15 protein-coding genes and 3 pseudogenes are annotated in these 15,536 nt (G+C 51.2%); 14 read left to right on the plus strand and 4 right to left on the minus strand.

The genetic code is table 11. The annotated features are described in order from the left end of the window. The 10 genes and pseudogenes from ACQE32_RS15210 to ACQE32_RS15255 all read left to right on the plus strand — a co-directional run. The coding region (locus tag ACQE32_RS15210) for an RHS repeat domain-containing protein (protein WP_427022044.1) at positions 1–1,484 on the plus strand (1,484 nt) is incomplete at its 5' end. A gap of 11 nt (positions 1,485–1,495) precedes the next feature. Continuing rightward, a complete protein-coding gene (locus ACQE32_RS15215; protein WP_427022045.1) occupies positions 1,496–1,765 on the plus strand; it encodes a hypothetical protein in 270 nt (89 codons plus the stop codon). Between the two features lie 202 nt (positions 1,766–1,967). Next, positions 1,968–3,530, plus strand: a pseudogene (locus tag ACQE32_RS15220) (RHS repeat-associated core domain-containing protein); the annotation flags it as partial. Beyond that, positions 3,527–3,898: a hypothetical protein gene (locus ACQE32_RS15225; protein WP_426982052.1), complete on the plus strand. Its 372-nt coding sequence runs from the start codon at positions 3,527–3,529 to the stop codon at positions 3,896–3,898. The pseudogene ACQE32_RS15220 and the gene ACQE32_RS15225, both read left to right, overlap by 4 nt. Before the next feature lie 142 nt (positions 3,899–4,040). Then, a pseudogene (locus tag ACQE32_RS15230) lies at positions 4,041–4,703 on the plus strand (RHS repeat-associated core domain-containing protein); the annotation flags it as partial. Positions 4,704–4,720: 17 nt separating this feature from the next. After that, positions 4,721–4,936: a hypothetical protein gene (locus ACQE32_RS15235; protein WP_426982053.1), complete on the plus strand. Its 216-nt coding sequence runs from the start codon at positions 4,721–4,723 to the stop codon at positions 4,934–4,936. Between the two features lie 100 nt (positions 4,937–5,036). Next, on the plus strand, positions 5,037–5,222 hold the full coding sequence (locus ACQE32_RS15240; protein ID WP_427022046.1) for a hypothetical protein: 186 nt from the start codon (positions 5,037–5,039) through the stop codon (positions 5,220–5,222). After that, positions 5,219–5,404 carry a hypothetical protein gene (locus ACQE32_RS15245; protein WP_427022047.1) on the plus strand — a complete coding sequence of 62 codons (186 nt, stop codon included), beginning with the start codon at positions 5,219–5,221 and terminating at the stop codon, positions 5,402–5,404. The genes ACQE32_RS15240 and ACQE32_RS15245 overlap by 4 nt, the downstream gene beginning before the upstream one ends. A 126-nt stretch (positions 5,405–5,530) precedes the next feature. Continuing rightward, on the plus strand, positions 5,531–6,100 hold the full coding sequence (locus ACQE32_RS15250) for a thiamine pyrophosphate-dependent enzyme (RefSeq protein WP_427022048.1): 570 nt from the start codon (positions 5,531–5,533) through the stop codon (positions 6,098–6,100). 146 nt (positions 6,101–6,246) lie between these two features. Further along, a pseudogene (locus ACQE32_RS15255) lies at positions 6,247–6,515 on the plus strand (integrase core domain-containing protein); the annotation flags it as partial. A gap of 60 nt (positions 6,516–6,575) precedes the next feature. On the opposite strand, the gene treC reads toward ACQE32_RS15255, so the two are convergent. The 4 genes from treC to ACQE32_RS15275 all read right to left on the minus strand — a co-directional run bounded on the left by treC (position 6,576) and on the right by ACQE32_RS15275 (position 11,157). After that, a complete protein-coding gene (gene treC / locus ACQE32_RS15260; RefSeq protein ID WP_427022049.1) occupies positions 6,576–8,267 on the minus strand; it encodes an alpha,alpha-phosphotrehalase in 1,692 nt (563 codons plus the stop codon). 48 nt (positions 8,268–8,315) lie between these two features. After that, on the minus strand, positions 8,316–9,734 hold the full coding sequence (gene treB / locus ACQE32_RS15265) for a PTS trehalose transporter subunit IIBC (RefSeq protein ID WP_426974554.1): 1,419 nt from the start codon (positions 9,732–9,734) through the stop codon (positions 8,316–8,318). A 124-nt stretch (positions 9,735–9,858) separates the two neighbouring features. Further along, positions 9,859–10,806: a trehalose operon repressor TreR gene (gene treR / locus ACQE32_RS15270; RefSeq protein ID WP_426974402.1), complete on the minus strand. Its 948-nt coding sequence runs from the start codon at positions 10,804–10,806 to the stop codon at positions 9,859–9,861. A gap of 45 nt (positions 10,807–10,851) precedes the next feature. Further along, positions 10,852–11,157 carry a hypothetical protein gene (locus ACQE32_RS15275; protein ID WP_426974403.1) on the minus strand — a complete coding sequence of 102 codons (306 nt, stop codon included), beginning with the start codon at positions 11,155–11,157 and terminating at the stop codon, positions 10,852–10,854. Between the two features lie 231 nt (positions 11,158–11,388). Here ACQE32_RS15275 and ACQE32_RS15280 point away from each other — a divergent pair, with 231 nt between their 5' ends. The 4 genes from ACQE32_RS15280 (at position 11,389) to ACQE32_RS15295 (ending at position 15,512) form a co-directional block, all read left to right on the plus strand. After that, complete coding sequence (locus ACQE32_RS15280; protein WP_427022050.1) at positions 11,389–12,423, plus strand: hypothetical protein; 1,035 nt, start codon at positions 11,389–11,391, stop codon at positions 12,421–12,423. A gap of 292 nt (positions 12,424–12,715) precedes the next feature. Next, entirely contained in the window at positions 12,716–14,305 is a 1,590-nt protein-coding gene (gene prfC, locus ACQE32_RS15285; protein WP_250651759.1) for a peptide chain release factor 3, read from the plus strand. A 296-nt stretch (positions 14,306–14,601) separates the two neighbouring features. Next, complete coding sequence (gene osmY / locus ACQE32_RS15290) at positions 14,602–15,216, plus strand: molecular chaperone OsmY (RefSeq protein ID WP_250651760.1); 615 nt, start codon at positions 14,602–14,604, stop codon at positions 15,214–15,216. Positions 15,217–15,350: 134 nt separating this feature from the next. After that, positions 15,351–15,512, plus strand: a complete 162-nt coding sequence (locus ACQE32_RS15295) for a DUF1328 domain-containing protein (RefSeq protein WP_003856556.1) — start codon at positions 15,351–15,353, stop codon at positions 15,510–15,512. Positions 15,513–15,536: the final 24 nt, after the last annotated feature.

Below are 15,536 nucleotides of genomic sequence, written 5' to 3' on the forward strand. Positions count from 1 at the left end.
TGAGCATTGCGCTGGATGGCCTGCCGGTCAGCGACTTTACGCGTGACGCGCTGCACCGCGAGGTGAGCCGGACCCAGGGGCTGCTGACCAGCCGCACGGCGTATGACCGTCTGGGACGCATTCAGCGGCGGGACGTGTTTACCGGACATGCGCAGCGTCCGGCTCCGCGTCGCTGGTCACGGCGCTGGGACTATGACTGGCGCAACCAGCCGGTGCGTGAAGAGCGCGACGATAATCCGTTTAATGCCACCCGCTGGCAGTATGACGGCAGCGGACGGCTGCTGACGCAGGATGGCATACAGCAGGAGCAGTGGCGCTGGGATGCGGCGGGCAACCCGCTGGAAAGCACTGCACTGCCGGTGCGCCATAACCGGGTAACGCAGCTGAACGGTATTCGCTGGCAGTATGACATTCACGGGCGCACCACGGAGAAAGAGAATGCGCGGATGCGCTGGCGCTACCGCTACGACGGCGAACACCGGCTGACGGAAGTGCTGTGTGAGCCGAAGGACCGCAACAAACCGCAGACGCAGGTGAGCTTCCGCTACGATCCGCTGGGCCGGCGCATCAGCAAAACGCGCCGCCAGCTGCTGAACGGGCAGCCGCAGGGGAAAGCGGTGACCACGCGCTTCGTGTGGGACGGCTTCCGTCTGCTGCAGGAAATTCATGACGGGCTACCGCTGACGTATGTCTACAGCGATGAGGGAAGTTACGAGCCGCTGGCGCGCATTGATGGCGTGACGGACCCGGAGATTTTCTGGTTTCACTGCCAGCCGAACGGCACGCCGGAGCGGCTGACGGATGCGGCAGGAGAGCTGCGCTGGGAAGCACAGAACAGCGCCTGGGGCAAACTGCTGCGGGAAACGCCGCTGCAGGGGCCGGGGTTCGCACAGAACCTGCGGATGCAGGGACAGTATCTTGACCGTGACACCGGGCTGCACTATAACCTGTTCAGGTACTACGACCCGGACAGCGGCCGGTTTACCCAGCCCGACCCGATAGGGCTGGCAGGCGGGCTGAACCTGTATCAGTATGCGCCAAATGCGTTAAGCTGGGTGGATCCGTGGGGGTTGAGCAAGTGTAGTATCGAAGGCAAGTACAAAGAAATTGATAAAACTGACTTGCCTGCCTGGATAAAAGACTCCTTTAAAAACGGTGAATATAAAACTGTAATGACAACCGAAGAGGTAACCTTGTATAGAGTCTTTGGTGGTAATGCAAAAATGGATGGCTCTTTTGTAAGTACATCACCAGCATTGAATAAAATCCAGGCAAAAATAGATTCGGCACTTTTGCCCGAGTGGAAGAATACAAGGTACTTTGAAGCGACTATTAAAGTACCTAAGGGAACGGTTCTTCAGGTTGGGAAAGTTGAAAAGCAAACGATGATGTCAGGTGCAGTACTCAAAGGAGGCGCTGACCAGATCTTGTTGCCACAAGGCTATCCAATGAGTTGGATAAGCGATGTACGCTTCTTACAGTGAGAAAGTGAATAATGAATAAGTTCGATCTTTTAAGCGAAATAGATAAAGCAACTGCTTATATTGATAATGTAATGAATAATGAAAAAAAAGGAGGTTTGAAAGATTTAATTGCTGACCTTGATAGGCTAAAATTAAAAGTTGTTGATGATGACTTACTCAATAATCCTCTGCGAGGCTTTCCCCGAAAATATGCAGAAATGTATAACGATTACCTCCATCCTATTACTGGTGTTTTAAATAACATAGAAAAATCTGTTGATAGTTATTTAGGCGCTAACTAATAGTTATAGCTGGAAGGATCCAGAAAGATGTTCCCCGTGTTTTTATCTTCAGTCGCCAGCGGTCAGGCTCAGACAACTCTTCACGATCCTTACCGGCATTGTCCGGCCTACCTCACGCAGCTATTTGCCGGAAAGGTTTAGCGACGGAAGCTGGTACGTCCCGTTACGGGCGTTATCCTACAACTTAACGCCGTTCCATCTTTATTATGGCAGCGGCCACCTGCTGAGCATTGCGCTGGATGGCCTGCCGGTCAGCGACTTTACGCGTGACGCGCTGCACCGCGAGGTGAGCCGGACCCAGGGGCTGCTGACCAGCCGCACGGCGTATGACCGTCTGGGACGCATTCAGCGGCGGGACGTGTTTACCGGACATGCGCAGCGTCCGGCTCCGCGTCGCTGGTCACGGCGCTGGGACTATGACTGGCGCAACCAGCCGGTGCGTGAAGAGCGCGACGATAATCCGTTTAATGCCACCCGCTGGCAGTATGACGGCAGCGGACGGCTGCTGACGCAGGATGGCATACAGCAGGAGCAGTGGCGCTGGGATGCGGCGGGCAACCCGCTGGAAAGCACTGCACTGCCGGTGCGCCATAACCGGGTAACGCAGCTGAACGGTATTCGCTGGCAGTATGACATTCACGGGCGCACCACGGAGAAAGAGAATGCGCGGATGCGCTGGCGCTACCGCTACGACGGCGAACACCGGCTGACGGAAGTGCTGTGTGAGCCGAAGGACCGCAACAAACCGCAGACGCAGGTGAGCTTCCGCTACGATCCGCTGGGCCGGCGCATCAGCAAAACGCGCCGCCAGCTGCTGAACGGGCAGCCGCAGGGGAAAGCGGTGACCACGCGCTTCGTGTGGGACGGCTTCCGTCTGCTGCAGGAAATTCATGACGGGCTACCGCTGACGTATGTCTACAGCGATGAGGGAAGTTACGAGCCGCTGGCGCGCATTGATGGCGTGACGGACCCGGAGATTTTCTGGTTTCACTGCCAGCCGAACGGCACGCCGGAGCGGCTGACGGATGCGGAAGGGGAGCTGCGCTGGGAAGCACAGAACAGCGCCTGGGGTAAGCTGCTGCGGGAAACGCCGCTGCAGGGACCGGGGTTCGCACAGAACCTGCGGATGCAGGGGCAGTATCTTGACCGGGACACCGGGCTGCACTATAACCTGTTCAGGTACTACGATCCGGACAGCGGCCGGTTTACCCAGCCCGACCCGATAGGGCTGGCAGGTGGGCTGAACCTGTATCAGTATGCGCCAAATGCTTTATCCTGGATTGACCCCTGGGGGTTGAGTTGTAAAAATAGCTGGAATGATTTTCAGGCGAAGTCAAATAAGCGTCAGTTTGCTTCGAGAACTGAGGCTGCTAAAGCCTATAAATTATGGAAAAACCAAGACTGGACAGCGTTAGAAAAATTTATGGGCGATGGCGCTTGGCCACCAAATCGCGGTTTCGTTAATGCGACGAAAATAACACTTACGCCCGGAACTAAAGTTGATCGTTATGGTGGCTGGACTGATGAAAGTGGTTTTCGGGATACAGGCACCTTCTTGTCACCGGCAGGCTCCTCATTTGGAGGGCGTGCCCTTCCAGATAATACGCTAAAAAAACCATTATCTACTTATGTGGTATTGAAACATTATGAGGTTGATGCTGGACCTGCGATACCTTGGTTTGGGAAAGCTGGTATGGGTTGGCAATATGAAACACATGATTTCGTTGAAGACCTTATAAAAGATGGAGTATTAAAAAAGCTATGAGTGAATTCAGGTTAATAAAAAACTTTATGGGAAAAAGCTTATTATTGCATGATGGGTTTGAAAGCGATTTTGTCCATAAGCAAAACTTTATTGATTGCCCATTTTGCGGCAGCCAAGTGATTTTTACGCTATTTAATTCTAAGCGCTTTGATTTAGAAAATGAGTCATTTAAAAAAGAAATTGCTAAGCGTATCAAAGGAGTAAAAGAGAATCCAAAAAAAAATGGGTACTATAGTTATAAAGGCGAGGCAATAAATTTTTTTGAAAGCGAATGCTCCCTTCATAAACATAAACTTTTTATTTTTTTTACTTTCTCTGAGGTCCAGCCTGCCAGGTATATTTCTAACCTTATTGGTATTTTTGGGTAAGGGTATTTATAATATAAGCTTCAGCAATTTTTGAGATTTTATGTAATCCAGAAGGATATAGTGATGATTTTTTTAAGATTAGTCAGTAATTAGATAGAAAAAATTTCAATAGTCTGTAATTTACTAATATTAAAGGGCGAGCCTGCACTATAACCTGTTCAGGTACTACGACCCGGACAGCGGCCGGTTTACCCAGCCCGACCCGATAGGGCTGGCGGGCGGGCTGAACCTGTATCAGTATGCGCCGAATGCGCTGGGGTGGATCGACCCGTTAGGATTGTCATGCAAGAACAGTTGGAATAATTTTCAGAGCAAAACGAAAGGGATTTTCTCCTCTAGAAGAGCCGCTGCTAAGGCCTATAGATCAGTAAAAGGGAAGATAAAGCCAAACTTTCCAAATCCGGCATCATATTTAGATGTATCGCACATAAGGCAGCATTTAGGACAATTTAGTGGCGGAGTATCAAAGATCACGTGGGGGGTTAACCGCGCTGAAATTAGCCCTTCCGGTGGGCATTTTGTCATGCCGAAACATGTTGCAGATGATCTTATTGCGAAATCAGGAGGGAATGTTTCTAAGCTTGAACATTTGCTTGGCCTAAGCCCCGGAGACCTTGGCTATGCACCTGTAAGGATTGATATTCCGAATCCTACAGGATTACTAATGCCCTCTGGTAATGAGCCAGGAGCAAACGGATTCTGGCTTCCGGGCGGAAAAAATTCAGGAGGGATTCCAGAAGAAGTTATTGACCAGACGCCTGCCTCCGAGGCGATAATAAACAAGCTAACTAAATTTAAATTATAATTTTGATGAGAAGAAAAATGGAAAAAATGACTTTTAGCAAATACGGTATAGATATTATAAGGACAGATAATAGATTCTATATAAGATATGATTCAGGTGAATTAGCCGGTAAAGAAAGACAATCTGAAATTAGCGAAGAGGAGGTTACTAAAGCTATGAAAAGTCCGCAGGATGCCTATGAAGTTATAATCGAAATACAAAACAGAGAACAAAAGTATAAGCCTCTATTTTAATGCCAAATTTTGGAGAGCAGCTTCTGGGATTGATGGCAAAAGACGGAGGGTGTGCCTCAAGTAAAAGTCCCACTTGCTAATGGTGGCAAAGATCTAAGGTATGAGATTTTTTACCAGTGTATATTCTGAGCATGGCAAGGGAGGGGCATTGAAATTATTGCCGTCCGAAAATGGATGTTCCGTTATCTTTGATAAAATAATGAAAAAATTCAATCTTTTAAGCGAAATAGATAAAGCAACTGCTTATATTGAAAATGTAATGAATAATGAAAAAAAGGAGGTTTGAAAGATTTAATTGCTGACCTTGATAGGCTAAAATTAAAAGTTGTTGATGATGATTTATTCAATAATCCTCTGCGGGGCTTTTCCCGGAAATATGCAGAAATGTATAACGATTACCTCCATCCTATTACTGGTGTTTTAAATAACATAGAAAAATCTGTTGATGGTTATTTAGGCGCTAACTAATAGTTATAATTGCGTAGCCTTCTGGCTGCGGCACAACAACGGCCATTCAGCAACATTTCCTCTCCCTTAGCCCCTAATAATCTTAACCACTTCCAATATACGCCTCCCCGCCCTGGTTATGTTGACATGGCCGATCTTTATCTACAACTTGATCGTTGGTGGCCAGCGGGTTCTATTGGGTTTGATGATGTTTGCCTGTCTTACAAAGACAGGCAATATGTTACCCAGCGTCCAAATAACAATATTCACTTTTATTCGCTCTACCGCGGTTCAGCTATGGGCGGCGCGTTCGGCGCAGCTGTTGGGGCGAAACTTTCATTGCCAACACGTCCAGTATTTCTTTTTACTGGTGATGGATGCTTCCGGCTATTTTCCGGTTCATTGGGGGAAGCGAGTGAATTAGAATTAGTGATATTTCTTATCAATAACGCCAGTTTCTCGATCGTCGAACAGGGTCTGCCCATCATTTTGCCGGAAATTGAAGAAAAAAATTATCACGCCTGCCTCAAGTCGTTAGATTATTGCGCAATCGCACGAGCTTGCGGCTGGGAAGCCGAGCAGCTTGCACCTGATTTGAGTAATCTGAGCTTCTTGCTGGATAAAGCAACCGGGAAATCAATGAAATCTTTGCTCATTGATATCCCAGTCGATGCGTTACAAATATTGGGTCGCAATCCTCGGGTAACAAATCTTTAAGGGGAAAAGAAATTTTCAACTTCCCAGACAGGGCGTTAAGCCAGTGTATCTTTTTCAACCATCAAAAACTAAGTGGTGACCTGCAAGTATCTCATATAATAGTGCCATTGATATTTGGAGACCTTCCGATATGATCATCTTGCTTGTGGCCAGAAGAGCACGCTGCAAAACTAAAATCTATCAGGCCAGCAAAACCGACGCAGAATACCTTTATCGAAAGGTTTAACCGGACGTACCGGACAGAGGTTCTGGATTTTTATCTGTTCAGAACATTGAATGAAGTACGGGAAATCACTGAAAGATAGTTGTCAGAATATAACGGTGAATGGCCACATGAATCACTGAATAATCTGACGCCGCAGGAATACCGCCGACAACTTCATTTGGCCGGAAGGTAAAAAATGCATGGAACTAAAAAGGTTCTATTTACGTTTTGTGTGGGATAGCTTCCATGCCTCTTTTTTCCCTTCCAGCGTTATTCCAACAACCGCTGTGCTTTTCCGCTATTAGCGCAACAACGATGCCACCACACTGCCTCAAACGGGCGCAGCGTCATCGCGTCAGGTCGGGCGGCGGTTTCGGCATAATTGCTTATCAGCATCTGCCACTCACCTTCAACAGGCTCCGGCTGCCATGGCTGGCACTCGCGGCTCAGATTCGCCACTACCATCAGCGTTTCTCCTTGCCAGTGCCGGCAATAGCACCATAGCGCTGGATGGTCTGGCAGCCGATCCTGGTAATCGCCCCAGGTTAACACCGGCAAGGTTTTGCGTAATGCAATTAACCGCTGATAGGTATAAAACACCGAATTTGGATCATTAAGCGCGGCTTCAACATTGATGTCTGCCGCATTATCACATAATCCAATCCACGGCTCGCCGCTGGTAAAGCCTGCGTTGGGCGAGGCGTCCCACTGCATCGGCGTGCGACCATTATCGCGCGACTTGCTTGCCAGAATCGCCAGCAGTTCGTCGGCATCCCGTCCTTGTGCTCGCAGGGCGGCAAACATGTTGTGGCTTTCCACATCGCGATAGTCGGTAATACGGCTAAAGTGCGGGTTGGTCATGCCGATCTCTTCGCCCTGATAGATATAGGGCGTGCCCTGCATACCGTGCAGCATCATCGCCAGCATCTTTGCCGCCTGCATCCGATACTCTCCCTCATCGCCGAAACGCGATACCACGCGCGGCTGATCATGGTTACACCAGAACAGCGCATTCCAGGCGATATTGTGCATTCCCTGCTGCCAGTGGCGGAACAGGGTTTTCAGCGCAATGTAATCAGGCTTTGCCCGTGTCCACTTCTCGCCGCCCGGGTAATCGACCTTCAGATGATGAAAGTTAAAGGTCATCGACAGTTCCCGCCCGTCCAGCGCGGCGTATTGCTGGCAGTTCTCCAGCGAAGTTGAAGACATCTCACCTACGGTCATCAGGTTACGCGGGGTAAATACGTCGCGGCTCATCTCCTGAAGGTATTGGTGAATGAGCGGTCCGTCAGTATAGAAGCGGCGACCATCGCCGAGCGGATCGCTGGGGAAATCCTGATCTTTAGAAACAAGATTGATCACATCAAGGCGCAGGCCATCCACGCCCCGATCGGCCCAGAACTCACAGACTTTTTTTAACTCGCTGCGTACTTCCGGGTTCTCCCAGTTAAGATCCGCCTGCTCCGGCGCAAACAGGTGCAAATAATACTGGCCGCTCTCCGCATGCCAGCGCCAGGCGTTGCCGCCGAATTTAGATTGCCAGTTATTCGGCAGCGTCTGCGGCGTACCGTCACGCCAGATATAGAAATCGCGGTAAGGGCTCTCTTTGTTCAGCGCTTCGCGAAACCACGCGTGCTGCGTAGAAGTGTGGTTAAACACCATATCCAGTACGATGCGGATGTTCCGGGCGTGTGCCTGTTCCACCAGCTCATCAAAATCGTTCAGCGTGCCGTAGGCGGGATCGATGACGGTATAGTTCGCCACATCGTAGCCATTATCTACCTGCGGAGAGATATAGAACGGTGTCAGCCAGATGGCATCAATGCCCAGGGTTTGCAGATAATCGAGGCGTGAAAGAATGCCGCGCAGATCGCCGGTACCGTGTCCGGTCGTGTCCTGAAAGCTTTTGGGATAAATTTGATAGATAACGCCGTTCTGCCACCAGTGGGGATATGTACTCATTATTCATTCCTGCAAATGCAAAAAGGGCGCAACTGCGCCCTGAAAAAGTCAGACAACCTGTAACGTGCCCTGATGAAATTTACGCTGATAGATCACCGTAGTCAGCACCATCGGAACCACAATCGCTACTGCCATTGCCATAGAGAACACCTGCCAGTAGGTTGGCTGGATCGAGAGGATGCCCGGCAAGCCGCCGACGCCAATACCGTTCGCGATCACGCCGTTCAGCCCGCACAGCAGCCCTGCCAGCCCCGAGCCGATCATCGCGCAGAGCATAGGAAAGCGGTATTTCAGGTTGATGCCGTACATCGCCGGTTCGGTGACGCCGAGGTAAGCAGAAATTGCCGCCGGAACCGAGATCTCACGTTCGTTATGTTTACGGCTGACAATAATAATACCGGTTACCGCCGAGGCCTGGGCGATATTCGACAGTGCAATCACTGGCCAAAGCGGCGTACCGCCCAGGCTCTGGATCATCTGCATATCAATGGCAAGAGTGGTCTGATGCACGCCGGTGATCACCAGCGGAGCATACAAGAAGCCAAACAGCGCAGCGCCAATCGGCGCGAAGCTGCCGGTCATCAGGTGACGTACCGCAAAGGCAACGCCGTCACCAATCATACGTCCCAGCGGGCCGATAAAGGCGTGAGCCAGAAACACCGCGATAAGCAATGAACAGACCGGCACCAGCACCAGATAGAGATAGCTCGGCACGATGCGTTTTAACTGGATCTCAATAAAGCCCAGCGTCAGGCCCGCCAGTAAGGCCGGGATCACCTGCGCCTGATAGCCTACTTTAGCAATAGTGAACAGGCCAAAATGCCATACTTCCGGCGCCTGCTGGCCCAACAGGTATGCGTTCATTAATTGCGGAGAGACAAGCGTGATACCCAGTACGATGCCAAGGATAGGCGTGCCGCCCATTTTACGTACTGCTGACCAGCAAACCCCCACCGGCAGGTAGAAGAAAATAGCTTCGCCAATCAGCCACAGGAAATCATAGATACTCTGCAGCGCCGGATAGAGCTGCGCCAGCGTTTTGCCGTCGCTGAGTGGTACATCGCCAATGACGTTACGAAAGCCAAGAATCAAACCTCCGCTGATCAGCGCAGGCAGCAGCGGGAAAAAAATCTCTGCGAAATGCGAAATCAGCTGCTCATACCACTTCATGTTCTGACGCGCCGCTTTTTTGGCTTGTTCTTTATCCGTGCGTGAATGGCCTGTGGTTGCCAGTAGCACCTTGTAGTAATCGCCGACGTCAGTGCCAATTACCACCTGAAACTGTCCGGCGTTAGTGAAGCAGCCTTTTACCATCGAGAGTGTCTCTATGGCTTTGGGATCGGCTTTGGCGGGATCGTTCAACACAAAGCGTAAACGGGTAATACAGTGGCTGACGGTGGCGATGTTGTCGCGCCCGCCAACCAGCACGATCAGCTGGTCGATATCCGATTGTTTTACTTTGCTCATCATGAAACCTCATGACTGATGGGAGGGGTATAAGGTGAGCGCAAGCCTACTCTTTAAGCACAACGGGTAAAACGGGAACGTTCCCGAAACCGGCCGGGGATCACAATAATTTCTGTTTGGGTGGTCAGGAGAGCGTGGCGGGAATAATGATTTGGCGCGGTTCGCTGCGGCCGTTGATCTGGGCTATCAGCTGCATGGCAGCCTGACGACCTGATTCAGCGTAGCCGGGATCGACGCTAATAATTTCTGGATGCAGGAACTTCATCAGCGGCGTGTTACCTACGCTTGCCAGCTGTAAATTGTCGATGCGCTGTTCCTGTAAATATTTACTTGCGCCCAGTGCGAGCGTATCAGTAGCGCAGACCAAGGCCGTGGTTTGCGCTGTCAGTGCGCTGGCTACCTGCTCGTAACCCTGCTTCATGCTGAGTCCGGGTAACGATGCCACGGCAGAAAGCTTATGCTGGCGACAGAAGGCCAGATAGGCATGGTGACGGCGCTGTCCTGAGGTGACATCGCTATGCGGTACGCCGAGGTAGCTGATATGACGGTGCCCGCGTTCGTACAGGCGTTGCATCAGGGTAAAGATAGCGCCTTCATCATCGTAGCAGACGGAGGCGAAGCCAGCGGCATCCCGGGCCAGCAGCACCAGGGAAGATTGCCACGGCGTGAGTATCTCCTCATCAATGCCGGTAAAACCAAACAGTACCACGCCATCAATATGACGACGCTGCAGCATGCCCAGATGCTCTGCCACTAACTGCGGTGAGAACTGGCTCTCCATCATGATCGGGTCATAACCCTGTTCATAAAAGGTGGGCAGCATCGTCTGAACGGCGAGGTTCTCCGACAGGGAATCGAGGCGGGTGACAATAATCGCCACCACCTTGTCGCTTTGTCCACGCATGGCTCGCGCGGAGCGGGAAGGGGCGAAGCTGTGCTGATTCATTACCGCTTCAACACGTTCACGCGTGCGTTCGCTGACCCCGCTTTCATTATTCAGTACCCGCGACACGGTCGATTTTCCCACGCCGCTTAAGCGCGCGATATCTTTGATGGTGAGGCGGTTCTGCATACTCTCTTCCCTGGAAAACAACAATAAGTCATCAATACTACAGTTTTATCTTTTGCCGCGTTTTATTGAGGCGGACCAGTTAAAATCTGCCACTTCACTTTCAGCCAGCGCAGAAGGTTTCTTTCTACGCACCGGCTTTTTCTCCGCCAGCGCTTTTTCCTTCTCATTATTCTGCTTGATGGCCATCACCATTTGTCTGGCTTCGGTGGTGAACTCTTTCTCTTTTTTACCATCAGGCTCTTTGCCGGTACGAAGTTTATATTTCTGCACCAGCCCCCTGAACGTTTCATCTATAACGGCTCGCTCATTTTCATTAAACTGATCGATTGAAATCATTTTCTTGTCGTTCATGGGATGCCTTCCTGTTAGTGAACTAACTCACCAAGATAGAGGATGCCTGTCCTGAGAACAATGACTCTGTGCGAAAGGCCGGTAACTAAAGTAAAAAGCTGCTGACAGCGCCGATCTTCTTTGACTCTTTCCGGCAAGCCATTGTTAAATTCCAGTTGGCTCCTGGCGGGCCGATAACAATGATAACCCTCTTTCTGCGCGGATTGCGCTTTGACTCTGACGAGCACAGCTATGTTTCTTTCCTGTTTAACACGACTGCTGATCATCATGGCGGTAACTGGCAGCTACGCGCTGGCCGCCGGGCTGCCTGATATTACCGGCGCGATCCTGACCCCGCCGGCTGAGCAGTTCTCTATGATGCCCACCGCATCTGCAACAGATAATCAATTATCCGAACCGGAAGGTCCTGCGACCTCATCGCCAGCAACAGGCACGCCAACGCTATCGCCGGAGTCGGCTGCTGACGCGGTTACGCCTGCGCTTGCAGAGAGTGATGAGATAAAGCAGGATGCGGTGATCAGCGCAGCCCTGCAGGCTATCCGTCAGCGTCAGCTTACGCCGCTCTCCACGGAGTGCCTGAGCATGAGTTTTGTTGATGACAGTGATGATCCGGAAAACTACCTGATCGACGTGCGTGAAAACCGTAACCATCCGGCCTGCGGCGGCGATCCGGAAACGTCGCCGCACCTGTTTTTCATGAAAGCCAATAAAATCAATGGCACGCTGCAAACCGATGCGGGCGTGGAGCCTGACGATTTCTATCCGCTGGAAAACAGTGAGCAGCCTGCGGTGGCCGAACTCACGGTGGAAGATTTTTCCGTACAGGTCAATGGCGTTGCGCTGACGCTGGGGCAGGTATGGAATGAAGATATTATGATGAGTCTGCCGCCGGAGCGCCTGCAGCCACAGCAAGAAAAGCCAAACGCCGATGCCGCTTACCGTTATTTCCAGCACCGCTATGATGCGTTAATGCTGGTGGCAAGCAATGAACACTGGCAGCAAAAACAGCACAGTCCGGACGATAACTATCTGGGCGAAATCACGCTGGTGAACCCAACGCTGGCGACGCATCGTGGGGTGCATGTTGGAATGACAGTTGATGAGGCTGAGCGCAAGTACGGCCCCGGCGAGGCGGATGAGCGTAACGGTGAAAGCTGGCTTAGCTGGCAGCAGGGCGATAATGTGCTCTCGGTGCGCATCAGCAACGGCCTGATAACGCTTATCCGGCTTAGTCATTTGCAGGCCGATCGGGATGCTGTGCAATAAAGCCCGGGCTTTGCGCGCCGCTGCGGAAAACGCGCGATTTCGGCCTGCTTTTTTTATGTACTTAAGGTAAGCTATGCGGCCTCATTGCCTGACTTTTCAACATTGTTACACGGGGCTGGATCCAATGTAGACCATCATGTCTTTTTGCAGCATTTACCAGGCTTACATCGCGTAGGCTTCAGGTGCGCTGCATGGTTCCGGTGCCGGGCCTGGCAATGTCGCAGGCCCTCATGAATTAACGGCTGTGACGCCTGCAATAATGTCGCGTCACGGCATCAACAGAAGAACTCCGATGTCTAATACCACATTTTTGCAAGAAGTGTCGCGTCGTCGTACCTTCGCTATCATTTCTCACCCCGACGCCGGTAAAACCACCATTACCGAAAAAGTCCTGCTGTTCGGACAGGCGATCCAGACCGCCGGTACGGTAAAAGGCCGTGGCTCTAATCAGCATGCCAAATCTGACTGGATGGAAATGGAGAAACAGCGCGGGATCTCTATTACTACCTCGGTAATGCAGTTTCCCTACCGCGATAGCCTGGTCAACCTGCTGGATACGCCGGGGCACGAAGACTTCTCTGAAGATACCTATCGTACCCTGACCGCCGTTGACTGCTGTCTGATGGTAATCGACGCGGCGAAAGGGGTTGAAGATCGTACCCGTAAGCTGATGGAAGTTACGCGTCTGCGCGATACGCCGATCCTGACTTTTATGAACAAGCTGGACCGTGATATCCGCGATCCGATGGAGCTGCTGGACGAAGTTGAAAACGAGCTGAAAATCGCCTGCGCACCCATTACCTGGCCAATCGGCTGCGGCAAGCTGTTCAAAGGCGTTTATCATCTCTATAACGATGAAACCTATCTGTATCAGACCGGTAAAGGCCATACCATTCAGGAAGTGCGCACCATCAAAGGGCTGAACAACCCTGAGCTGGACAGCGCGGTCGGCGAAGATCTGGCAGCGCAGCTGCGTGACGAACTGGAGCTGGTGCAGGGCGCTTCGCATGAGTTTGAGCAGGAAGCGTTTTTGCAGGGTGAGCTGACGCCGGTGTTCTTCGGTACCGCGCTGGGCAACTTCGGCGTTGATCATATGCTGGATGGCCTGGTTTCCTGGGCGCCTGCGCCAATGCCGCGCCAGAGCGATACGCGCAGCGTTGAAGCCAGCGAAGAGAAGTTTTCCGGTTTCGTGTTTAAAATCCAGGCTAACATGGATCCGAAACACCGCGACCGCGTCGCCTTTATGCGCGTTGTATCCGGTAAGTACGAGAAGGGCATGAAGCTGCGTCAGGTGCGTACCGGTAAAGATGTGGTCATTTCCGATGCGCTTACCTTTATGGCGGGCGACCGTTCGCACGTTGAAGAAGCCTTCCCTGGCGACATTATCGGTCTGCATAACCACGGCACCATTCAGATTGGCGATACCTTTACGCAGGGCGAAAACATGAAGTTCACCGGTATTCCGAACTTTGCGCCAGAGCTGTTCCGTCGTATTCGCCTGCGCGATCCGCTGAAGCAGAAGCAGCTGTTAAAAGGGCTGGTGCAGCTGTCAGAAGAGGGTGCGGTACAGGTGTTCCGTCCGGTATCCAATAACGATCTGATTGTGGGTGCGGTAGGTGTGCTGCAGTTTGACGTGGTCGTGGCGCGCCTGAAAAGCGAGTACAACGTGGAAGCGATTTACGAATCGGTTAACGTTTCGACCGCGCGCTGGGTTGAATGCGACGATGTGAAAAAGTTCGACGAATTCCAGCGTAAGAATGAAGTCAATCTGGCGCTGGATGGCGGCGATAACCTGACCTACATCGCCCCGACCATGGTTAACCTCAACCTCACGCAGGAGCGCTATCCTGAAGTGCTGTTCCGCAAAACGCGCGAACATTAATCAGCGTTGTTCACGCATCGCGGAGGCCGTACTCTCCTTCGCGATGCGTTTTTATAGTACCAGCGCAAATTTATCCGCCTTCGCTACAGACTCCTCTTAAAAAGTCCTCAAAAACGCCTTCTTAACTGTTTTTTAACCAAAAAAACGCGACGAATGCCAATCCTTGACTATGCTTAGTTTGTCGGATGCAAAAAGCGGCGGCGAAAGCCTCCCGACATCCATTTAAGCGGCACATGGGGTTGTTGCCGCTACGCTTACGGTTGTGAGTGGAATAACGTATAAGAAGGAAGATATCGATGAACAAGACTAAGATTACCAAGACTCTGATGGCTGTGATGGTGGGTTCTGCGCTGCTGAGCGGCTCTGCTCTGGCAGATGAATCTGTATCACAGAAAACGCAGAATGCTGCGGATAGCGCAGGGTCCACAATCGATAGTTCTATGAAAAAAGTCGATGGTTTTATGGATGACAGCGCCATCACCGCTAAAGCGAAAGCTGCGCTGGTAGATGACGAAACGATTACAAGTACGGATATCTCAGTAGAAACTCAGAAGGGCGTTGTGACCCTGAGCGGTTTCGTTTCTTCGCAGGATCAGGCTGAAAAGGCTGTGGCACTGGTGAAGAAAGTTGAGGGCGTAAAATCCGTCAGCGATAAACTACACGTCAGAGACAGCGAAAAACAGTCAGTGAGCGGTTATGCAGGTGATGCCGCTACAACCAGCGAAATCAAAGCTAAGCTATTAGCGGATGACATTGTACCGTCCCGGAACGTTAAAGTTGAAACCACCAACGGCGTGGTCCAGCTTTCTGGTACGGTAGAAAAACAAGCACAGTCAGAACGTGCGGAAAGTATCGCCAAAGCTATTGAAGGCGTAAAAAGCGTTAAGAATGACCTGACGGTTAAACCTTAATGTTTTTGCGGCACGGTCAACCTCTGGCGTCTGTGCCGCAGCTAACCCGTTAAAAAAATAAAGTTCATGGGTTTACTGTCCATGAATTGGCTGAGCTAAGCAGTTCGATTTTAACTATGGTAAAGGAGAGGCTTATGTTTCGTTGGGGTATTATCTTTCTGGTAATTGCATTGATCGCGGCGGCATTAGGCTTCGGCGGTCTGGCTGGTACAGCCGCATGGGCAGCTAAAATTGTCTTCGTGGTAGGTATTATTCTGTTCCTCGTCAGCCTGTTTACCGGTCGTCGTCGACCCTAGGTAACCAGCTAAACAGACAGATCC

The organism is Pantoea sp. FN0302 (genome assembly GCF_050113775.1).
GTDB classification, from domain to species: domain Bacteria; phylum Pseudomonadota; class Gammaproteobacteria; order Enterobacterales; family Enterobacteriaceae; genus Mixta; species Mixta alhagi.

Excerpts from the sequence above, each read along its gene's own strand:
- ACQE32_RS15295 (WP_003856556.1), top strand. The coding sequence starts at position 15,351 with ATGTTTCGTTGGGGTATTATCTTTCTGGTAATTGCATTGATCGCGGCG.
- ACQE32_RS15250 (WP_427022048.1), top strand. The coding sequence starts at position 5,531 with ATGGCCGATCTTTATCTACAACTTGATCGTTGGTGGCCAGCGGGTTCT.
- prfC (WP_250651759.1), top strand. The coding sequence starts at position 12,716 with ATGTCTAATACCACATTTTTGCAAGAAGTGTCGCGTCGTCGTACCTTC.
- ACQE32_RS15225 (WP_426982052.1), top strand. The coding sequence starts at position 3,527 with ATGAGTGAATTCAGGTTAATAAAAAACTTTATGGGAAAAAGCTTATTA.
- treR (WP_426974402.1), bottom strand. The coding sequence starts at position 10,806 with ATGCAGAACCGCCTCACCATCAAAGATATCGCGCGCTTAAGCGGCGTG.
- treB (WP_426974554.1), bottom strand. The coding sequence starts at position 9,734 with ATGAGCAAAGTAAAACAATCGGATATCGACCAGCTGATCGTGCTGGTT.
- treC (WP_427022049.1), bottom strand. The coding sequence starts at position 8,267 with ATGAGTACATATCCCCACTGGTGGCAGAACGGCGTTATCTATCAAATT.
- osmY (WP_250651760.1), top strand. The coding sequence starts at position 14,602 with ATGAACAAGACTAAGATTACCAAGACTCTGATGGCTGTGATGGTGGGT.
- ACQE32_RS15275 (WP_426974403.1), bottom strand. The coding sequence starts at position 11,157 with ATGAACGACAAGAAAATGATTTCAATCGATCAGTTTAATGAAAATGAG.
- ACQE32_RS15240 (WP_427022046.1), top strand. The coding sequence starts at position 5,037 with ATGAGATTTTTTACCAGTGTATATTCTGAGCATGGCAAGGGAGGGGCA.
- ACQE32_RS15280 (WP_427022050.1), top strand. The coding sequence starts at position 11,389 with ATGTTTCTTTCCTGTTTAACACGACTGCTGATCATCATGGCGGTAACT.
- ACQE32_RS15235 (WP_426982053.1), top strand. The coding sequence starts at position 4,721 with ATGGAAAAAATGACTTTTAGCAAATACGGTATAGATATTATAAGGACA.
- ACQE32_RS15215 (WP_427022045.1), top strand. The coding sequence starts at position 1,496 with ATGAATAAGTTCGATCTTTTAAGCGAAATAGATAAAGCAACTGCTTAT.